Source organism: Nocardioides nanhaiensis, from assembly GCF_039542785.1.
Classification (GTDB): domain Bacteria; phylum Actinomycetota; class Actinomycetes; order Propionibacteriales; family Nocardioidaceae; genus Nocardioides; species Nocardioides nanhaiensis.
Map to the genome: position 1 here is coordinate 1,051,948 of NZ_BAABIM010000001.1, position 16,352 is coordinate 1,068,299.

The 16,352-nt window shown below is 74.1% G+C and carries 16 protein-coding genes; 11 read left to right on the top strand and 5 right to left on the bottom strand.

Annotated features, from left to right (window positions below):
- The first annotated feature begins 86 nt into the window (after nucleotides 1-86).
- From ABD948_RS05090 to ABD948_RS05115, 6 genes are all read left to right on the top strand, one after another.
- Nucleotides 87-716, top strand: a complete 630-nt coding sequence (locus ABD948_RS05090) for a PepSY domain-containing protein (RefSeq protein ID WP_345263294.1) — start codon at nucleotides 87-89, stop codon at nucleotides 714-716.
- Between the two features lie 134 nt (nucleotides 717-850).
- Nucleotides 851-1,381: a SigE family RNA polymerase sigma factor gene (locus tag ABD948_RS05095; RefSeq protein WP_345263296.1), complete on the top strand. Its 531-nt coding sequence runs from the start codon at nucleotides 851-853 to the stop codon at nucleotides 1,379-1,381.
- Nucleotides 1,378-2,430: a hypothetical protein gene (locus ABD948_RS05100; RefSeq protein WP_345263298.1), complete on the top strand. Its 1,053-nt coding sequence runs from the start codon at nucleotides 1,378-1,380 to the stop codon at nucleotides 2,428-2,430. The genes ABD948_RS05095 and ABD948_RS05100 overlap by 4 nt, the downstream gene beginning before the upstream one ends.
- 98 nt (nucleotides 2,431-2,528) lie before the next feature.
- Nucleotides 2,529-3,629, top strand: coding sequence for an S-(hydroxymethyl)mycothiol dehydrogenase (locus ABD948_RS05105; protein ID WP_345263300.1), 1,101 nt, complete (start codon nucleotides 2,529-2,531; stop codon nucleotides 3,627-3,629).
- Complete coding sequence (locus ABD948_RS05110; RefSeq protein ID WP_345263302.1) at nucleotides 3,629-4,243, top strand: MBL fold metallo-hydrolase; 615 nt, start codon at nucleotides 3,629-3,631, stop codon at nucleotides 4,241-4,243. The genes ABD948_RS05105 and ABD948_RS05110 overlap by 1 nt, the downstream gene beginning before the upstream one ends.
- 7 nt (nucleotides 4,244-4,250) lie before the next feature.
- On the top strand, nucleotides 4,251-4,637 hold the full coding sequence (locus ABD948_RS05115) for a VanZ family protein (protein WP_345263304.1): 387 nt from the start codon (nucleotides 4,251-4,253) through the stop codon (nucleotides 4,635-4,637).
- On the opposite strand, the gene ABD948_RS05120 is transcribed toward ABD948_RS05115, so the two are convergent.
- The 3 genes from ABD948_RS05120 to ABD948_RS05130 form a co-directional block, all read right to left on the bottom strand.
- Complete coding sequence (locus tag ABD948_RS05120; protein ID WP_345263306.1) at nucleotides 4,621-5,928, bottom strand: AGE family epimerase/isomerase; 1,308 nt, start codon at nucleotides 5,926-5,928, stop codon at nucleotides 4,621-4,623. The two genes, ABD948_RS05115 and ABD948_RS05120, sit on opposite strands and share 17 nt — an antisense overlap.
- A gap of 88 nt (nucleotides 5,929-6,016) precedes the next feature.
- Nucleotides 6,017-7,183 (bottom strand): class I SAM-dependent methyltransferase, encoded by a 1,167-nt coding sequence (locus tag ABD948_RS05125; RefSeq protein WP_345263308.1) that lies wholly within the window; start codon nucleotides 7,181-7,183, stop codon nucleotides 6,017-6,019.
- 60 nt (nucleotides 7,184-7,243) lie between these two features.
- Nucleotides 7,244-8,044 (bottom strand): YqjF family protein, encoded by an 801-nt coding sequence (locus ABD948_RS05130; protein WP_345263310.1) that lies wholly within the window; start codon nucleotides 8,042-8,044, stop codon nucleotides 7,244-7,246.
- Between the two features lie 79 nt (nucleotides 8,045-8,123).
- Here ABD948_RS05130 and ABD948_RS05135 point away from each other — a divergent pair, with 79 nt between their 5' ends.
- The 3 genes from ABD948_RS05135 (at nucleotide 8,124) to groL (ending at nucleotide 11,523) form a co-directional block, all read left to right on the top strand.
- Nucleotides 8,124-9,170, top strand: a complete 1,047-nt coding sequence (locus tag ABD948_RS05135; RefSeq protein WP_345263312.1) for a hypothetical protein — start codon at nucleotides 8,124-8,126, stop codon at nucleotides 9,168-9,170.
- A gap of 193 nt (nucleotides 9,171-9,363) precedes the next feature.
- Entirely contained in the window at nucleotides 9,364-9,657 is a 294-nt protein-coding gene (gene groES / locus ABD948_RS05140) for a co-chaperone GroES (protein ID WP_139978034.1), read from the top strand.
- A 243-nt stretch (nucleotides 9,658-9,900) separates the two neighbouring features.
- On the top strand, nucleotides 9,901-11,523 hold the full coding sequence (gene groL / locus ABD948_RS05145) for a chaperonin GroEL (protein WP_345263314.1): 1,623 nt from the start codon (nucleotides 9,901-9,903) through the stop codon (nucleotides 11,521-11,523).
- A gap of 95 nt (nucleotides 11,524-11,618) precedes the next feature.
- Here the strand turns inward: groL and ABD948_RS05150 are convergent, their stop codons facing one another.
- Entirely contained in the window at nucleotides 11,619-12,998 is a 1,380-nt protein-coding gene (locus ABD948_RS05150; RefSeq protein WP_345263316.1) for a hypothetical protein, read from the bottom strand.
- Complete coding sequence (locus ABD948_RS05155) at nucleotides 12,992-13,534, bottom strand: SigE family RNA polymerase sigma factor (protein WP_345263318.1); 543 nt, start codon at nucleotides 13,532-13,534, stop codon at nucleotides 12,992-12,994. Before ABD948_RS05155 ends, ABD948_RS05150 begins: the two co-directional genes overlap by 7 nt.
- A 255-nt stretch (nucleotides 13,535-13,789) precedes the next feature.
- Here ABD948_RS05155 and ABD948_RS05160 point away from each other — a divergent pair, with 255 nt between their 5' ends.
- On the top strand, nucleotides 13,790-14,713 hold the full coding sequence (locus ABD948_RS05160; RefSeq protein WP_345263320.1) for a GNAT family N-acetyltransferase: 924 nt from the start codon (nucleotides 13,790-13,792) through the stop codon (nucleotides 14,711-14,713).
- Nucleotides 14,714-14,832: 119 nt separating this feature from the next.
- Entirely contained in the window at nucleotides 14,833-16,335 is a 1,503-nt protein-coding gene (gene guaB, locus ABD948_RS05165) for an IMP dehydrogenase (RefSeq protein WP_345263322.1), read from the top strand.
- Nucleotides 16,336-16,352 lie beyond the last annotated feature (17 nt).

Genomic DNA, 16,352 nt, shown 5'->3' on the forward strand with positions numbered 1-16,352 from the left:
CAGGAAGGGTTCAGCGACCTCCCGCGAGGGTGGGGTCATCAGGTCGGGAGACAGCCTCCCGCCGCACCCCACCAGGAGGATCCACCATGAAGAACCCCCTCGCCCGCCTGCGCACCCGGACCCGTGACCTGCCCCGCAAGCGCGTCGTCGTCCCGGCCCTCGCCGTCGTGGCGGTCCTGGGCGCCGGCGGCGTCGCCGTCGCCGCCACCGCCGGGCCGGACGACCTGCAGGGCACCGACCGCGACCGCGCCGCCTCGGCCGCGCTGGAGTTCGCCGGCGGCGGCACCGTCACCGACGCCGAGACCAGCGACGACCGCGGCACGGCCTACGAGGTCGACGTCACCCGCGAGGACGGCACCGAGGTCGAGGTGCACCTCGACGACGCCTACCAGGTCGTGCGGTCCGACGAGGACCGCGACGGCCGTGACGACGACGACCGCGACGACGACGACCGCGACGACAGCGACGACCGCGACGACGACGACAGCGACGACCGCGGCGGCGACGACCGCGCCGTGACCGCCGAGCAGCGCGAGCAGGCCGAGACCGCCGCGCTGGCCGAGGTGCCCGGCACGGTCACCGAGGTGGAGGCCGAGGACGACGGCGCGACCAGCGGCGAGGTCTACGAGGTGCACGTGCTGACCGCCGAGGGCCAGGAGTGGCACGTCGGCCTGGCCGAGGACTTCACCGTCGTGGAGAAGCACCTCGACGACTGACCGGCACCGGCACCGGGAGGCCCGGTGGTCCAGGATCGGTCGAGAGCCCCGCCCAACCGGGCGGGGCTCTCGACCGTCTTCCTGGTGGGACCGCCCGGTCCCGCCATCCGGCCCCGACGCACGAGGAGCGACCGATGCCCCGGCCGCACGACGACGACTTCGTCGCCTTCGCGACCGCCTCGATGCCCGACCTGCGGCGCACGGGCTACCTCGTGTGCGGCGACTGGCACCGGGCGGAGGACGCGGCCCAGGAGGCGCTCGTGCGGCTCTACGGCGCCTGGGACCGGGTGGAGCGACGCGAGGGGCTGCTGGCCTACGCGCGACGCAGCACGGTCCGGGTGCTCATCGACGAGTCGCGCCGCCCGTGGCGGCGTCGCGAGACGTCCTCGCCCATGTACGACCACGACGTGGTTCAGTCCGATCCCGCCGACGGCGTGCTCGACCGTGACGCGGTGGTGCGCGGGCTGGCCGGGCTGTCGCCGCGGCGTCGTGCCTGCCTGGTGCTGCGCTACTACCAACAGCTCTCCGTGGCCGAGACCGCCCGGGTGCTCGGCTGCTCCGAGGGCACGGTCAAGAGCCAGACCGCCGACGCCCTGCGCGCCCTGCGTCCGCTGGTCGGCGGAACGGTGCCCGCCACCACCCCGACGACGAGGAGCCGACGATGAACGAGCACCACCCCGACCTGCAGCGCCTGCTCGCCGCGGCCGCCGACGACGCGGACCGCCCGCTGCGTGTCGACCCCGTCGCCCTGCTCGCCAGGGCCAGCGCCAGCGACCGACGCCGTCGACGGCAGCGCGCGGCAGGTGCCGCTGGCAGCGTGGTCGCCCTCACCGTCGGGGCCGTCCTCGTGGTGCCCGCCCTGGTCGGTGGCGAGCCGCCGGTGCCCGCGTCCGCCCCGCCCACACAGAGCCCGGCGACGGCCGCACCCGACGAGCCTGCCGGCCTGCCCGCGGCCGAGGTGGTGCGCCGCTGCGAGCCCCAGCTGGCCAAGTACCGCGAGCTGCCCATGTACTCGCAGGGCCGCCACGTCGTGGCGCACCCGCGCTCCTACGAGCCGGGCGACGTGGTGGCGCTGGACTCGCGCGACGGCAACGGCAACCCCGTGCTGTGCGTGGTCCCCGAGGCCGGCGCCGAGGACGAGCCGGTGCCGTTCGAGCGCTTCCTGCCCGACGCCGAGGACCGGCTGGAGGTGGCCGAGGTGTGCGCCGAGGTGAACCAGCCGACGCCGCCACCGTCGTGGTTCCTGCCTCGTCGCTTCCGGCAGACCGACGACGACGAGCAGCCGACCTGGACCGACCTGCGCACCGCGAAGGTGACCCGGGTCGACCAGGAGGGCGTGGTCACCACGGCGGTGCTGGAGCGCGGTGCGCAGGCCTGGCAGTGCACCCTCAGCCCCGCCAGCTGGGACGTCGGGCTCACCGAGGTGCAGCCCACCGTCCGGGGACCGGTGTACCTGACGGGCTCCGCGACCGGAGCCTCCGGCAAGTCCATCGTGGCCGAGGAGGCCACCTGGTACACCGCGGCCGGCCTGACCGACCCGCGAGCGGCCACCCTGCTGCTGCGGTTCGCCGACGGCACCACGGCGCAACGGCCGGTGGAGCGGGGGCGCTACGCCGTGGTGGTCCGCGTGCCGGGGGGCGGTGGCGTGCAGGGGGTCGACGTCGACGTGCTCGACGCCGACGGTGACGTGCTGGCCAGCTATCCCGCGCCGTAGGCGTCCCGCCCCGGCGTCGGCTCCGTGGACCGCCCTGGTTGCATGGGCGCACACGGTCCGGCGCACGCCGGGCCACCCGCACGTCGAGAGGATGTGGCATGCAGCAGGTCAAGGCGGTGGTGGCGCGGAGCAAGGGTGCGCCGGTCGAGCTGGTCACGATCAACGTCCCGGACCCAGGTCCGGGCGAGGCCGTGGTGAAGGTGCAGGCGTGCGGGGTGTGCCACACCGACCTGCACTACCGCGAGGGCGGGATCAACGACGAGTTTCCCTTCCTGCTGGGCCACGAGGCCGCGGGTGTCGTCGAGGCGGTCGGTGACGGCGTCACCGACGTGGCGCCCGGCGACTTCGTGGTGCTCAACTGGCGTGCGGTGTGCGGCGAGTGCCGCGCCTGCAAGCGCGGTGACCTGCAGTACTGCTTCGCGACGCACAACGCGACCCAGAAGATGACGCTGGAGGACGGCACCGAGCTGAGCCCGGCGCTCGGGATCGGGGCCTTCGCCGAGAAGACGCTGGTGGCCGCGGGGCAGTGCACCAAGGTCGACGCCGACGCGCGGCCGGCCGCGGTGGGCCTGCTCGGCTGCGGCGTGATGGCCGGCATCGGTGCCGCCATCAACACCGGTGCCGTCACGCGCGGCCGGTCGGTGGCCGTCATCGGCTGCGGCGGCGTCGGTGTGGCCGCGGTGGCGGGCTCCGCGCTGGCGGGTGCCAGCCCGATCATCGCCGTCGACATCGACCCCAAGAAGCTCGAGGCCGCCCAGCGGCTGGGCGCCACGCACACGGTCGACTCCTCGAAGGTCGACGCCGTGGAGGAGATCAAGCGGATCTGCGCGGAGACCTACGAGGGCGCCGAGGGCGCCGACGTCGTGGTCGAGGCCGTGGGCCGCCCCGAGACCTGGAAGCAGGCGTTCTACGCCCGCGACCTGGCGGGCACCGTGGTCCTGGTGGGTGTGCCGACCCCCGACATGACCGTGCCGGAGATCCCGCTGATCGACGTGTTCGGGCGTGGCGGCTCGCTGAAGTCCAGCTGGTACGGCGACTGCCTGCCCGACCGCGACTTCCCGATGCTGGTGGACCTGTACCGCCAGGGTCGGCTCGACCTCGATGCGTTCGTCACCGAGGAGATCGGCATCGACGACGTGGAGGCCGCCTTCGAGAAGATGCATCACGGCGACGTGCTGCGCTCGGTGGTGGTCCTCTGATGGCCAGCGGACTGCGGGTCGACCACGGCACCGTCTCGGGCATTTTCAGCCTCGACGGCGAGACGCACGAGGTCGAGAACAACATCTGGGTGATCGGCGACGACGAGGAGTGCGTCGTCATCGACGCCCCGCACGACGTCGAGGCGATCCTGAAGGTCGTGGAGGGGCGCACGGTCAAGGCGATCATCTGCACCCACGCCCACGACGACCACGCGCGGGTGGCGCCGGAGCTCCGGCAGGCCGTGGGCGCGCCGGTGCTGCTGCACCCCGACGACAAGCCGCTGTGGGAGCTGACCCACAGCGACGAGCTGTGGGACGCCGACCTCGAGGACGGCCAGTCGATCAAGCTGGCGGGCGCCTCGATCCAGGTGCTGCACACGCCCGGCCACGCGCCGGGCGCCGTCTGCCTCTACGTGCACGACCTGGGCTGCGTGTTCACGGGCGACACCCTGTTCCAGGGCGGGCCCGGGGCCACCGGTCGCTCGTACTCCGACGAGGACCTCATCAAGGAGTCGATCCGCGCCAAGCTGTTGGCACTGCCCGACGAGACGGTCGTGCACACCGGTCACGGCGAGAGCACCACCATCGGAGCCGAGCGGCCCGGCCTGGAGTGACTCCGGGGTGAGACTGTTCCGCACCCTGCCCGGGCTCGCCCTCACCCTGCTGGTGGGGGCGAGCCTGGTGCTGTTCCTGGCGCCGCTCGGCGACCCCGGTGGGCCCGAGGACTCCGACAAGGTGGCGCACCTGGGCATCTTCGCCACGCTCGCGCTCGCCGGGTGCTGGGCCCGGCTGCCGGTGCTGCGGCTCGGGCTGGGCCTGGCGGTCTACGCCGCGCTCGTCGAGGTCGTGCAGGGCACGGTCACCGTGCTGGGTCGAGCCGGTGACGTCCGCGACCTCGCCGCCGACCTGGTCGGCATCGGCGTCGGCCTGGCGGTGGCCGCCGTCCTCGGGCTGGTGAGGGGTCGGAGCGACGCCGAGGAGCCGTCGGGGATCAGCCCCCGGGGGTGAGCGCCGCCCGCTCGGCGAGCGCGCGGGCGGCGGTGGGCGCCGGCGGGAGCTCGGGCAGCAGCGCTGCGTGCACCGAGTGGTAGAGGTCGGGGCGCCCACGCCACACCGTCGCCGAGGCGTCCAGCGCGGGTGAGCGCTCGTGCACCCAGGTGCAGGTGGCGGGGTCCTCCCAGACGGCCGCCGCGTGCGCGCGCCAGGCAGCGAGGTCCTCGGCGTAGCGCGGGTCGCCGGTGGTGACGGCGAGGGTCGACGCCGCGCACACCGCCTCGGCCACCACCCAGTGCATCCGCGTGCGCACCACGGGCATCCCCGACCAGTCGGTGGTGTAGACGAACCCGTCGGCGCCGTCGCGGGCCCAGCCGTCGGTGACGGCGCGGTCGTAGAGCCCGCGCGCCGCGATGACGGCGTCGAGCACCGCCGGGCGGCCCGCCGCGGCCAGCGCGGCGTCGAGCTGCAGCACCAGCCGCGACCACTCCAGGCCGTGACCGACCGTGGCGCCGTAGGGCTCGAAGGGGTGGTCGGGCTGGTCGCGGTGGTGCTCGGGCTGCTCCACCCACGCCTCGCCCCGGGCCTGGGCGGTGAAGTGCTCCGGGACGCGCCAGTCGCGCTCGGCGGCCCACGCCACCACCGGCGTGGCCACGGCGACGGCGCGGTCCAGGTGGCGCGCGTCGTGCGCCACGTCCCACGCGGCCAGGCTGGCCTCCAACAGGTGCATGGCGGCGTTGACCCCGCGGTAGGGCGCGAGGTCGGTGAAGGTGCGGTCCCACCGGTCGACCGGGAGGCCGGTGGCGTCCACGAGCCGCTCGTCGAGCACGTCGGTGGCGAGGGCGAGCAGCTCGGCGGCGCCCGGCACCTCGGCGACGGCGCCGCTGGCCGCGGCCAGCAGCACGAACGCGTGCGGGTAGGCCGACTTGGTGCCCTCCTGGGCCGGGGTGCCGTCGGCGTCCAGGCCCGCGAACCAGCCGCCGTGCTCGTCGTCGTGCAGCGGACCTGCCAGGGCTGCGACGGCGCGCCGCGCCAGCTCGCGGTACCCCGCCGCCTCGTCGCCGCCGGTCAGCAGGACGCCGAGGGAGTACACGTGCGCCATCCGCGCGGTGATCCAGGTGTGCACGCCCTGGGCCGGGTCCGGCTCACCGTGCTCGTCGAGCCACCGTGCGCCGTGGTCGTCGGGGAGGGATGCGCGGCCGAAGGCCAGCTGGCGTCGGACCGTCGCGCGCCACCCCACCTCGACCACCGGTGCTGCCCCGGGGCCGGGCTCGTGGCCCGGTTCGTGCTCGCTGCCCTCGATCATCCGCCCCGCCCCTGCCCGCCCCGTCACTGCCCTCGCGAGCCTCCCGAGCCCGCTGCCTGCACGCTACGGGTCGACTGGGTGTGGTGGATCAGAACGGCGCGACCAGCAGGCAGGTGCCGCGCCCGGCGACCCGGGTCAGCACGATCGTGGCCTCCTCGTCGCCGCGCAGGTCCAGTCGGCGCCGCAGCTGCTCGGGCACCACCTCGACGCCGCGCTTCTTGATCGTCAACCGCCCGATGTCGCGCTCCCGCAGCGCGGCCTTGAGGGGCTTCTCCCGGTAGGGCAGGTGCTCGAGCACGCGGTAGGAGCGGGCGAAGGGCGTGCGGAACGAGGCGTCGGAGGTCACGTAGGCCAGGTGCTCGTCGATCAGCCCGCCCTGCACGCCGGCCGCGACCGCGGTGACCAGACCGGCACGGATGACGGCGCCGTCGGGCTCGTAGAGGTAATCGCCGACCTCGCGCACCTCCGCACCGGGGTCGTCGTCCTCGGTGAGCGTCGCGAGGCCGCCGTCGCCGATGACGGTGGCGCGGCGCGCCGTCGAGGCGAGGGTGCCCGACCACAGCGCGGCCTCCTTGACCTCGCCGCGGTGGCTCACCCACTCCGCCTCGACCCCGTCGGGCACCAGGTCGTGCGGGATCCCCGGCGCCACCTTGACGCACGCGTCGCGCGCCAGCAGGCCCTGGACGAAGGACCAGGGCGGGCTCCAGGCATCGACGTCGAAGGTGCGCCCCGCGCCGGTGCGGCGTGCCGGGTCGGCGAAGGCGACGGCGAAGGGGGAGAGGTCCACGTCGGTGACCTCGGCGACCCCGACGGCGCCGCTGAGCTGCAGTGCCGCCAGGTTGGCCTCCGCGACGGCGACGCGCACGGGGTCGCGGTCCACCCCCACGCAGGTGACGCCCACGGCGGCCGCGGCCATCAGGTCGCCGCCGATGCCGCACCCCAGGTCGACGAGCGAGTCGGCGCGGAAGGCCGCCAGCCGGGCGGCGCGGTGCGCGGCGACGGGGCGGCGGGTGGCCTGCTCGAGCCCGTCGGGGGTGAAGTAGAGCCGCGCGGCGTCGTCGCCGAACTTCTCGGCGGCACGGCGGCGCAGCCCCACCTGGGTCAGGGCCGCAGCGGCGCGCTCGGCGTCGGCGTCGGGCTCGCGGCGCAGGGTCTCCTGGGCGCGCAGCGGGTCGGCGTCGCCCACCTCGGTGGCCCGGGCGAGCAGCCGCTGGCCGGCGTCGGTCAGCAGCCACCGGAAGGCGTCGAGGTCCACGGCGGCATCCTCGCAGCCCACACTCCGGCCAGGGCCAGGGCCAGGGTCGGGGCGTGCGGGTCAGCGGCGGGGGAGCCCGAACTCCGTGTGGACGCCGGGGCTGAACGCCACGTGGTCGGGCTCGCGGTCCACCAGCTCGGGCAGCCCCACGGAGGCGAGCACCTCGGCGTCGAGGTGCTCCAGCGTGGCCTCGTGCAGCGGCCAGGGCTCGTGCTGGTTGGGCACCACGATCGTGCGCCCGAGCACGCCGGTGTGCAGGCGCCACCGCGCGGAGACGAAGTGGTCCAGCGGCGTCGGGGTGCGGGCGGCGCCCACGCGCACGCGCACGTCGGTGCGACCCTCCGGTCGACCCACGCGTACCCGACGGCGCAGCCGGCTGCGGTAGGCGTGCACGGCGCCCGCGACGCCGTCGCCACCCTGGTCAGCGGGGGTGGGGGCGGTGGCCGCGTGGCTCATCGTGGCCCAGCGGTAGGGGATGCCCAGGCTGGCCCGGGCGCCGAGCACGACGGCGAGCCGGTCGGCGTCCAGGCTGAGGAACACCACACCGCGGCGCCCACGCTCGTCCATCGAGTACAGCCGCACGTTGGTCTCCAGGAAGGTGCCGAAGAACGGCACGCTGCTGCGCGGCCCGAAGCCCGCGTCGACCATCCGGAACGGCACCAGGCCCACGTAGGTGAGCCCCTCGTGCTCGTCGGGTCGCACGCCCGGCGGCATGAACGAGACCAGCCGCGCGGGCTCCACGGCCCAGTGCACGTAGAGCAGGTCGCGCCAGTCCTGGTTCATCAGGCGCGGCCCGGTCAGCCGCGGTGCGTGCGGGTCGACCGGCTCGGCCCGGGGGGCGGGTGTCGTGCTCGTCGCCATGCTCCGATCGTCCCGGACCCCTCCAAGTCGCCCCGGCCGCGGCGGTTTCCGGTCCGCGCCCGGGGGGCACCCTGTGCCGGTGAGACGCCCCCGTACCGCGCGCCCCGTCGTGCGTCCCCTCGCCCTGGTCCTCGCGCTGGCCGCACTGATGACCGCCTGCACCGGGGAGGACGACGAGGCACGCCGGGCCCCGGTCGGGGCGCTGGCCGACGGCGTCGTCTCGGTGGAGGGCCGCACCTCCGTGATCGCCCTGCCGGGGCTCGAGCTGCGGGCCACCGTGGGTCTGCCGGTGCAGGAGCTCTCGGCGGCCGGCGTCGACCTCGACACGGCGCCCGAGGGCGGCAGCATGGTGCCGATCAGCTGGACCGTCGACCTGGCCGGTGCCGTCCGCCTGCCGAGCCTGCCGGACGCCGAGCCGCCGCAGGTCGCCGTCTCGCTGCTCGCCGACGGCCGCGCCTACCCGCTCGACGAGGTCCTGCTGCGCGATCGCGCCGAGGTGGAGCAGGGCGACCCGGTGCTCGAGCTGAGCGGCAGCACGGCCGTGGCCATCGCGGAGGAGGAGCCGCGCGACCTGGCGGTACGCGTGGAGTGGGACGGCGTCACGATCGAGGCGGAGCGCGGCGAGGAGGTGCGCGACGCCGGTGTCGCCGAGCGCCTGGCCACCGTGCCCTCGCGCCTGGTGCGCACCACCGTGCCCTGCGACCCGCCGCGGGTGCGGTCCCCGCGGGGACCGCTGCAGGTGCGGCAGAGCGCCTGCCCCGTGCAGGTGCAGCGCACCCCGTGGGTGGGCGGGCTCGGGTGGGCCGAGCCCGGCCGGCAGTGGCTGGTGGCCACCGGCAGCACCACCCTGGTCGGTCTCACCACCACTTCGCGCCGAGATCCGGTGTCCTACGCCGTCGTGGAGACGAGTCCTGGACCGCTGACGCTGGACGGCGAGCCCGCGGTCCGCGAGCCGGCGGTCGAGGCGGGATCCACGGCGTTCCTCGCCGTCTTCGAGGTCCCCGAGCAGGACGGCGTGCACACGCTGGAGCGCGTCGACTCCGTCACGACGCTCGGCGGCTTCCCCGAGGTGGGGGAGGACCCGACGGTCGTGGTGCGCTGGAGCGTCGACGTGCCGATCGTCTGAGCGCGGAGTGCGGCACCGCTGGACCAGCGTTGGCACTCGACCAGGGGGAGTGCTAGTTTCTGGATTGGCACTCTCACCACGAGGGTGCCAACAGCTCGCCGGGTCCACGACCCCCGCGACGGCGTGCCTCCCGCGAGCCCTGAGTTCATCACCCCGTGTTCAGCGATCAGCAACGAAAGTGGAGGTCGACATCGTGTCGGTCAACATCAAGCCTCTCGAGGACCGCATCGTCGTCAAGCCGCTCGACGCCGAGCAGACCACGGCCTCGGGCCTGGTCATCCCCGACACCGCCAAGGAGAAGCCCCAGGAGGGCGAGGTCCTGGCGCTGGGTCCGGGTCGCGTCGACGACAACGGCAACCGCGTCCCGCTCGACGTCGCCGTCGGCGACAAGGTCATCTACAGCAAGTACGGCGGCACCGAGGTCAAGTACGCCGGCGAGGAGTACCTGATCCTCTCCGCCCGCGACGTCCTCGCCGTCGTCTCCTGACGCACCTGGCATCCCGGCTGGCGGCGTTGCCGTCGCTCGACGACCGCTCCGCTCCCAAGGTCGCCGTCGCGACGGCGCCTTGCCAGCCAAGCGCCACGCGCGTCATCTGAGTGCCCAGGGTCGTGTGCCCGGGCCCGGTCCGCTGATCGGGGCCGGGTGCACGACCCTCTCTCGTTCCCGGGCGTCCCGACGCCCGCCCACCGACAGTCCCTGACAGTCGCCTGACAAGGAGTCAGATCGCCCATGCCCAAGATCCTGGAGTTCGACGAGAACGCCCGCCGCTCCCTCGAGCGCGGCGTCGACGCGCTCGCCAACGCCGTCAAGGTCACCCTCGGCCCCAAGGGCCGCTACGTGGTGCTCGACAAGAAGTGGGGCGCCCCCACGATCACCAACGACGGCGTCACCGTCGCCCGCGAGATCGAGCTCGACGACCCCTTCGAGAACCTCGGTGCCCAGCTCACCAAGGAGGTGGCCACCAAGACCAACGACGTCGCCGGTGACGGCACCACCACCGCCACCGTGCTGGCCCAGGCGATGGTCCACGGCGGCCTGCGCGCCGTGGCCGCCGGCGTCAACCCGATGGGCCTCAAGCGCGGCATGGACGCCGCCGCCGAGGCGGTCGGCAACGCGCTGCGCGACGCCGCCCGCGAGGTCGAGACCAAGGAGGACATGGCCAGCGTGGCCACGATCTCCAGCCGCGACGCCGTCATCGGCTCGCTGCTCGCCGACGCCTTCGACAAGGTCGGCAAGGACGGCGTGATCACGGTCGAGGAGTCCAACACCATGGGCACCGAGCTGGAGTTCACCGAGGGCATGCAGTTCGACAAGGGCTACATCTCGGCGTACTTCGTCTCCGACCCCGAGCGCATGGAGGCCGTCCTCGACGACCCCTACATCCTCCTGCACCAGGGCAAGATCTCGGCCGTGGCCGAGCTGCTGCCGCTGCTGGAGAAGGTCATGCAGTCGGGCAAGCCGCTGTTCATCCTCGCCGAGGACGTCGACGGCGAGGCGCTCTCCACCCTGGTGGTCAACAAGATCCGCGGCACGTTCAACGCCGTGGCCGTCAAGAGCCCCGCGTTCGGTGACCGCCGCAAGGCGATGATGCAGGACATCGCGGTGCTCACCGGCGCCCAGGTGGTGGCCCCCGAGGTCGGCCTCAAGCTCGACCAGGTGGGCCTCGACGTGCTGGGCACCGCCCGCCGCGTCGTGATCACCAAGGACAACACCACCATCGTCGACGGCGGTGGCGACGGCGCGCAGGTCGAGGGCCGGGTCAACCAGATCAAGGCCGAGATCGAGAACACCGACTCCGACTGGGACCGCGAGAAGCTGCAGGAGCGCCTGGCCAAGCTGGCCGGCGGCGTCTGCGTCATCAAGGTCGGCGCCGCCACCGAGGTGGAGCTGAAGGAGAAGAAGCACCGCATCGAGGACGCCGTCTCCGCGACCCGCGCGGCCATCGAGGAGGGCATCGTCGCCGGCGGCGGCTCGGCCCTCATCCACGCCGTCAGCGTGCTCGAGGGTGGCCTCGGCCTCGGTGCCGAGGAGGAGGTCGGCGTCAAGATCGTGCGCGACGCCGCCCAGGAGCCGCTGCGCTGGATCGCCGAGAACGGCGGCGACAACGGCTACGTGGTCACCACCAAGGTGCGCGAGCTGGGCGTGGGCAACGGCTTCAACGCCGCCACCGGCGAGTACGGCGACCTGGTGGCCCAGGGCGTGCTCGACCCGGTCAAGGTGACCCGCTCCGCGCTGGTCAACGCCACCTCGATCGCGGGCATGCTGCTCACGACCGAGACCCTCGTGGTGGACAAGCCCGAGGAGGAGGACGAGTCCGCGGCCGGTGGCCACGGGCACGGCCACGGTCACTGACCTCCCCGCAGCACCCGCAGCACCCGCAGCACCTGAACGACGACGAGGGCCCCGCCAGCCGGCGGGGCCCTCGTCGCGTCCTGGCCGGGTCCGGCTCAGTCCAGGAGCCGCCCGACGTACCGCGTCACGCCGTTGCGCCGGTTGACCGGCACGTGCCACATGACCTCGCGCGGGCCGGCGGTCGGACCGCCGACGCCGAAGTTGGAGACGGCGTCGGCCAGCTTCAGCAGCCGGTCGCTCGCGAGGTCGTAGGCGTAGTACCCCGCGTCGGGGTCGCGCCGGGTGCTGCCCCACGACTGCACCGGCACCACCTCGCTGCCGGCGGGGAGGTGGCCGTCGATGCCGGAGTCCTGCAGCGTCACCACCTGCTCGCCGCTGGTGGTCAGCACCTGCACCCGGTCGTCGCGGACGCCGCCTTCGTAGTCGCCGCAGTACTGGCCCATCACGATCCGGTCGCCGCTCGCCCCGAAGCCGAGCAGGTTGCACCGCTCGCCGCTGCGGGGGTCGAAGCTGCTCTCCTCGCCGGTGGCGAGGTCCCGTACGTGCACCCGGCCAGCCTCGCCGTTGGTGCTGTCGGTCCACACCATCGCATCGTCGGTGAAGGCGACGTCGCCGACGCTCAGCCCCTCGTCGCGCGCGTCTGCCGGGTCGGTGAGGGAGACCGACCACAGCCGGAAGGTGTCACCCGGGGCATCGGAGTCGTCGGCCTCCCCGTCCTCGCCCACGGGCCAGCCACCCGGCGGCGGGCCGCCCTGCGTCGCGGGCACGCCCACGTAGAGGCGCCCGTCGGGGCCGATGTCGCCGGAGGGGAAGCCGACCGGCGGCAGGTCCGGCCAGGCGATGGTGCTCCACTCCCGGGTCCCACGGTCGAAGACGTGGGCGACCAGGGGCAGGTCGTCGAGGCCGCTGACGTCGCTCTCGTCGTTGCCGAGCAGCACCAGCCGCTCGCGCGAGAGCTCCAGCGGCCACGCCTGCGCCTGACCGATCCGCAGCCGGGGCAGCTCGTCGCGCTCGCCCGTGGCGGGGTCGAGCAGCGAGTAGGTCGGGTAGAGCCGGTCCAGCTTGGGTCCGTCCCTGAAGAGCACCAGTCCGTCGTCGGTGGTGCCCTCGAGGTACTCGCCGTTGTCGCGGTTGAGGTTCTGGTTGGTGTGGCTGGTGAGCACCTCGTAGTCGCGCCCCTCCACCGCGGGCTCGGCGTCGGCGAGGGTGATGGTGGGGGCGTCGGGGGCGGGAGGCGCCCCGCGGCCGGCGGCGGCGTCGGTGCGCCCGTCCCCGCCGGGCGCGCCACCCAGCGGCGTGAGCAGTGCTCCGGTCGCCACCACCGCCGCGACGGCGAGCGCGGCGCCGCCGGTGACGAGGCGACGCCGGGTCCGCACCCGGCGACGCCCGGCGCCGACGACGGCGCCCAGGTCGAGGTGGTCGGGGGGCGGTTCGCCCACGTTCTCGCGCATCAGCTCGCGCAGCTCGTTCACCACGGCAGGTTCCTCTCTCCGGCCACCACGAGCTCCTCGCGGGCGGCGTCGTCGAACATGGCGCGCAGCGAGGCGAGCGCGCGGGAGGTCTGGCTCTTGACGGTGCCCTCGCTGCACCCGAGCGCGGCGGCGGTCTCCCGCACGTCGAGCTCCTCGAAGTAGCGCAGCACCACGCAGGCCCGTTGCCGCTGCGGCAGCCGGTCGAGCGCGAGCATCAGCGCGGCCCGGTCGGCCACCGCCGAGGCGACGTCCTCGGTGGAGGCGACCTCGGGTGCGGCGTCGGTGGGCCGCTCGGTGCTGGACCGCTTGCGCGCGGCGTCCAGGAAGGCGCTCACCACGGCGCGCCGCGCGTAGGCCAGCTCGCCGCCACGCCTGGTCAGCCGCGGCCAGGCCACGTAGACGCGGATCAGCCCCTCCTGGACGTGGTCCGACGCGCGGTCCCAGTCGCCGCACAGCAGGTAGGCGGTGCTGCGCAACCGGGAGCGGCTGGCGGCCGCGAACTCGGTGAAGGCGGCGTCGGCGGCCGCATCTCGTCGCATGCTGGGTGAACGAGGTGGGCGGCCCCGGGGTTGCACGGGGTGGTCGACCAATCGCGTGGCGAGGGAGGGGAGGTGATCCCACGTCCACGTGGGATCACGGAACAGGGGGGCCGGAATACTGGCCCTCCGGTTCCGCGATCACCCCGCCGCGCGACACGGGTGGGGCGAGCGGGACAGGTGTGACGTGCGGCTCGCGACGGTCGCTGACACGCGCCCGTCACAGGCTCGACACACGGGCGAGCCACCGTGGGGACCATGCTCTGGAGAGTCCGCGCCACCCTGCCCGACCGCCCCGGATCGCTGGCTGCCCTGGCCGCCGAGTGCGGCAAGGCCGGCGTCAACATCGCCAGCCTCCAGGTCTTCCCCCAGGGCGACCGCGTCGTCGACGAGCTGGTCCTGCGTGTGCCCGCCGACTGGCGCGCCCCCGACCTGCACGAGCTGCTCGAGCGGGCCGGCGGCGAGGAGGTGGTGGCTCTGCCCAGTGCCGAGGCGTCCGTCGTGGACCAGCCGGCCCGCTACGTGCGCGCCGCCCGCGAGATCCTCGCCCAGCCCGCGTCCTTCCCGGAGGTCGTCGCGCACCTCTTCGACGCCGATGCCGACGCCGATGCCGACGCCGACGCCGACGAGCCCCGCGCCGGCGCCGTGCTGGAGCTCGTCGTGGGCGACGTGCTGGTGCAGATCCGCCGGGCGACACCCTTCACCACCGTGGAGTACCAGCGCGGTGAGGCGCTGGCGGCGCTGGTGGGCGACGTGCTCGGGCGCGAGCGGCCCAGCGGTGCGGACCGCCGCCGGATGGGGGCGGGCACCGCGCCCGTCTACGCGGCCGGACCGGACGGCGTCACAGCCACCATCGACGAGGTGCCGGTGGGGCGCAGCCGCATCGGAGCGGGATCGACCGCCGAGCCCTCCGTGCGCCCGGTCGACCTCGAGGTGGACCCCGCGTGGCAGCGGCGCGGCATCGGCACCCGGCTGCTGGCCGAGACTGCCCGGTTGGCCCGCGGGCAGGGGGCCACCGAGATCGTGCTCACCACCCGTGCCGACAACCAGGCGGTGCTGCCGGTGGTGCTGGCCGCGGGCCTGCGGGGGCGGATCCGGATGGCGGGGGAGCAGCTGACGGTGCGCATCGGCCTGGCCGAGGTGCGCCCGCTCACCGGCAGCAGCCTGCTGGGCGCCCCCTGACGCCGCCGGTGCCGACGCCGCTGGGGTCGCGCGAGCGCCCGGCGCCCGCAGACCGGCGGTCCAGCCCGGTGGGGCGACGCGGGGCGGGCGATCGCGCCGCGGGCTCGTAGACTCGTCGCGTGGAGCTCCCCGAGAAGTTCGCCAGCCTGGGCCTGACCTACGACGACGTGCTGCTGCTGCCGGGCCACTCCGACCTGGCGCCGGACGAGATCGACACCTCGGCCCGGCTCACGCGCGAGATCGAGCTCAAGGTGCCGCTCGTCAGCGCCGCGATGGACACCGTCACCGAGTCGCGGATGGCGATCGCGATGGCCCGCCAGGGCGGGCTCGGTGTCCTGCACCGCAACCTCTCCATCGAGGACCAGGCCTACCAGGTCGACCTGGTCAAGCGCACCCAGACCGGGATCATCTCCAACCCGGTGACGATCACCCCGGACCGCACCCTGGAGGACCTGGACCGCATCTGCGGGGAGTACCGGGTCTCCGGCCTGCCCGTCGTCGACGCCGGCAACCGGCTGCTCGGCATCATCACCAACCGCGACCTGCGCTTCACCCCGGTCGCCGAGTGGGCCACCACCAAGGTCGACGAGGTGATGACGCCCATGCCGCTGATCACCGGCGAGGTGGGCATCTCGCGCGAGGAGGCCACCACGCTGCTGCGCCAGCACAAGCGCGAGCGGCTGCCCCTGGTCAACCCCGACGGCACCCTCGGCGGCCTGATCACGGTCAAGGACTTCGTTAAGTCCGAGCAGTTCCCGCTGGCCTCCCACGACCAGCACGGCCGCCTCATGGTGGGCGCCGCCGTCGGCTACTTCGGTGACGCCTGGCAGCGCGCCACCACGCTCGTCGAGGCAGGCGTCGACGTCATCGTGGCCGACACCGCGCACGGCCACGTGACGCTCCTGCTCGACATGGTGCGCCGGCTCAAGTCCGACCCCGCGACCCGCCACGTGCAGGTGATCGGCGGCAACGTCGCCACCCGCGAGGGCGCGCAGGCCTTCGTCGACGCCGGCGCGGACGCCGTCAAGGTGGGCTTCGGGCCCGGCTCCATCTGCACCACCCGCGTCGTCACCGGCTGCGGCGTCCCGCAGGTGACCGCCGTCTACGAGGCCTCGCTGGCGTGCGCGCCCGCGGGCGTGCCCGTGATCGCCGACGGCGGCCTGCAGCAGTCCGGCGACATCGCCAAGGCGTTGGTGGCGGGCGCGAGCACCGTGATGATCGGATCGCTGCTGGCCGGCTGCGAGGAGTCGCCCGGCGAGACGATCTTCGTCAACGGCAAGCAGTTCAAGTCCTACCGCGGCATGGGGTCGCTGGGCGCCATGAGCTCGCGCGGCAAGAAGTCCTACTCCAAGGACCGCTACTTCCAGGCCGAGGTCACCAGCGACGACCAGATCGTGCCCGAGGGCATCGAGGGCCAGGTGGCCTACCGTGGTCCGCTCTCCGCCGTCGCCCACCAGCTGATCGGCGGCCTCACGCAGTCGATGTTCTACGTGGGCGCGCGCACGGTGGAGGAGCTGCAGACCCGGGGCCGGTTCATCCGGATCACCTCGGCCTCGCTCAAGGAGAGCCACCCGCACGACGTGCAGATGACCGTCGAGGCCCCCAACTACGCGGGCCGTTGACCGACCCCACCAGAGAG

Excerpts from the sequence above, each read along its gene's own strand:
- ABD948_RS05090 (WP_345263294.1), top strand. The coding sequence starts at position 87 with ATGAAGAACCCCCTCGCCCGCCTGCGCACCCGGACCCGTGACCTGCCC.
- ABD948_RS05095 (WP_345263296.1), top strand. The coding sequence starts at position 851 with ATGCCCCGGCCGCACGACGACGACTTCGTCGCCTTCGCGACCGCCTCG.
- ABD948_RS05100 (WP_345263298.1), top strand. The coding sequence starts at position 1,378 with ATGAACGAGCACCACCCCGACCTGCAGCGCCTGCTCGCCGCGGCCGCC.
- ABD948_RS05105 (WP_345263300.1), top strand. The coding sequence starts at position 2,529 with ATGCAGCAGGTCAAGGCGGTGGTGGCGCGGAGCAAGGGTGCGCCGGTC.
- ABD948_RS05110 (WP_345263302.1), top strand. The coding sequence starts at position 3,629 with ATGGCCAGCGGACTGCGGGTCGACCACGGCACCGTCTCGGGCATTTTC.
- ABD948_RS05120 (WP_345263306.1), bottom strand. The coding sequence starts at position 5,928 with ATGATCGAGGGCAGCGAGCACGAACCGGGCCACGAGCCCGGCCCCGGG.
- ABD948_RS05130 (WP_345263310.1), bottom strand. The coding sequence starts at position 8,044 with ATGGCGACGAGCACGACACCCGCCCCCCGGGCCGAGCCGGTCGACCCG.
- groL (WP_345263314.1), top strand. The coding sequence starts at position 9,901 with ATGCCCAAGATCCTGGAGTTCGACGAGAACGCCCGCCGCTCCCTCGAG.
- ABD948_RS05155 (WP_345263318.1), bottom strand. The coding sequence starts at position 13,534 with ATGCGACGAGATGCGGCCGCCGACGCCGCCTTCACCGAGTTCGCGGCC.
- ABD948_RS05160 (WP_345263320.1), top strand. The coding sequence starts at position 13,790 with ATGCTCTGGAGAGTCCGCGCCACCCTGCCCGACCGCCCCGGATCGCTG.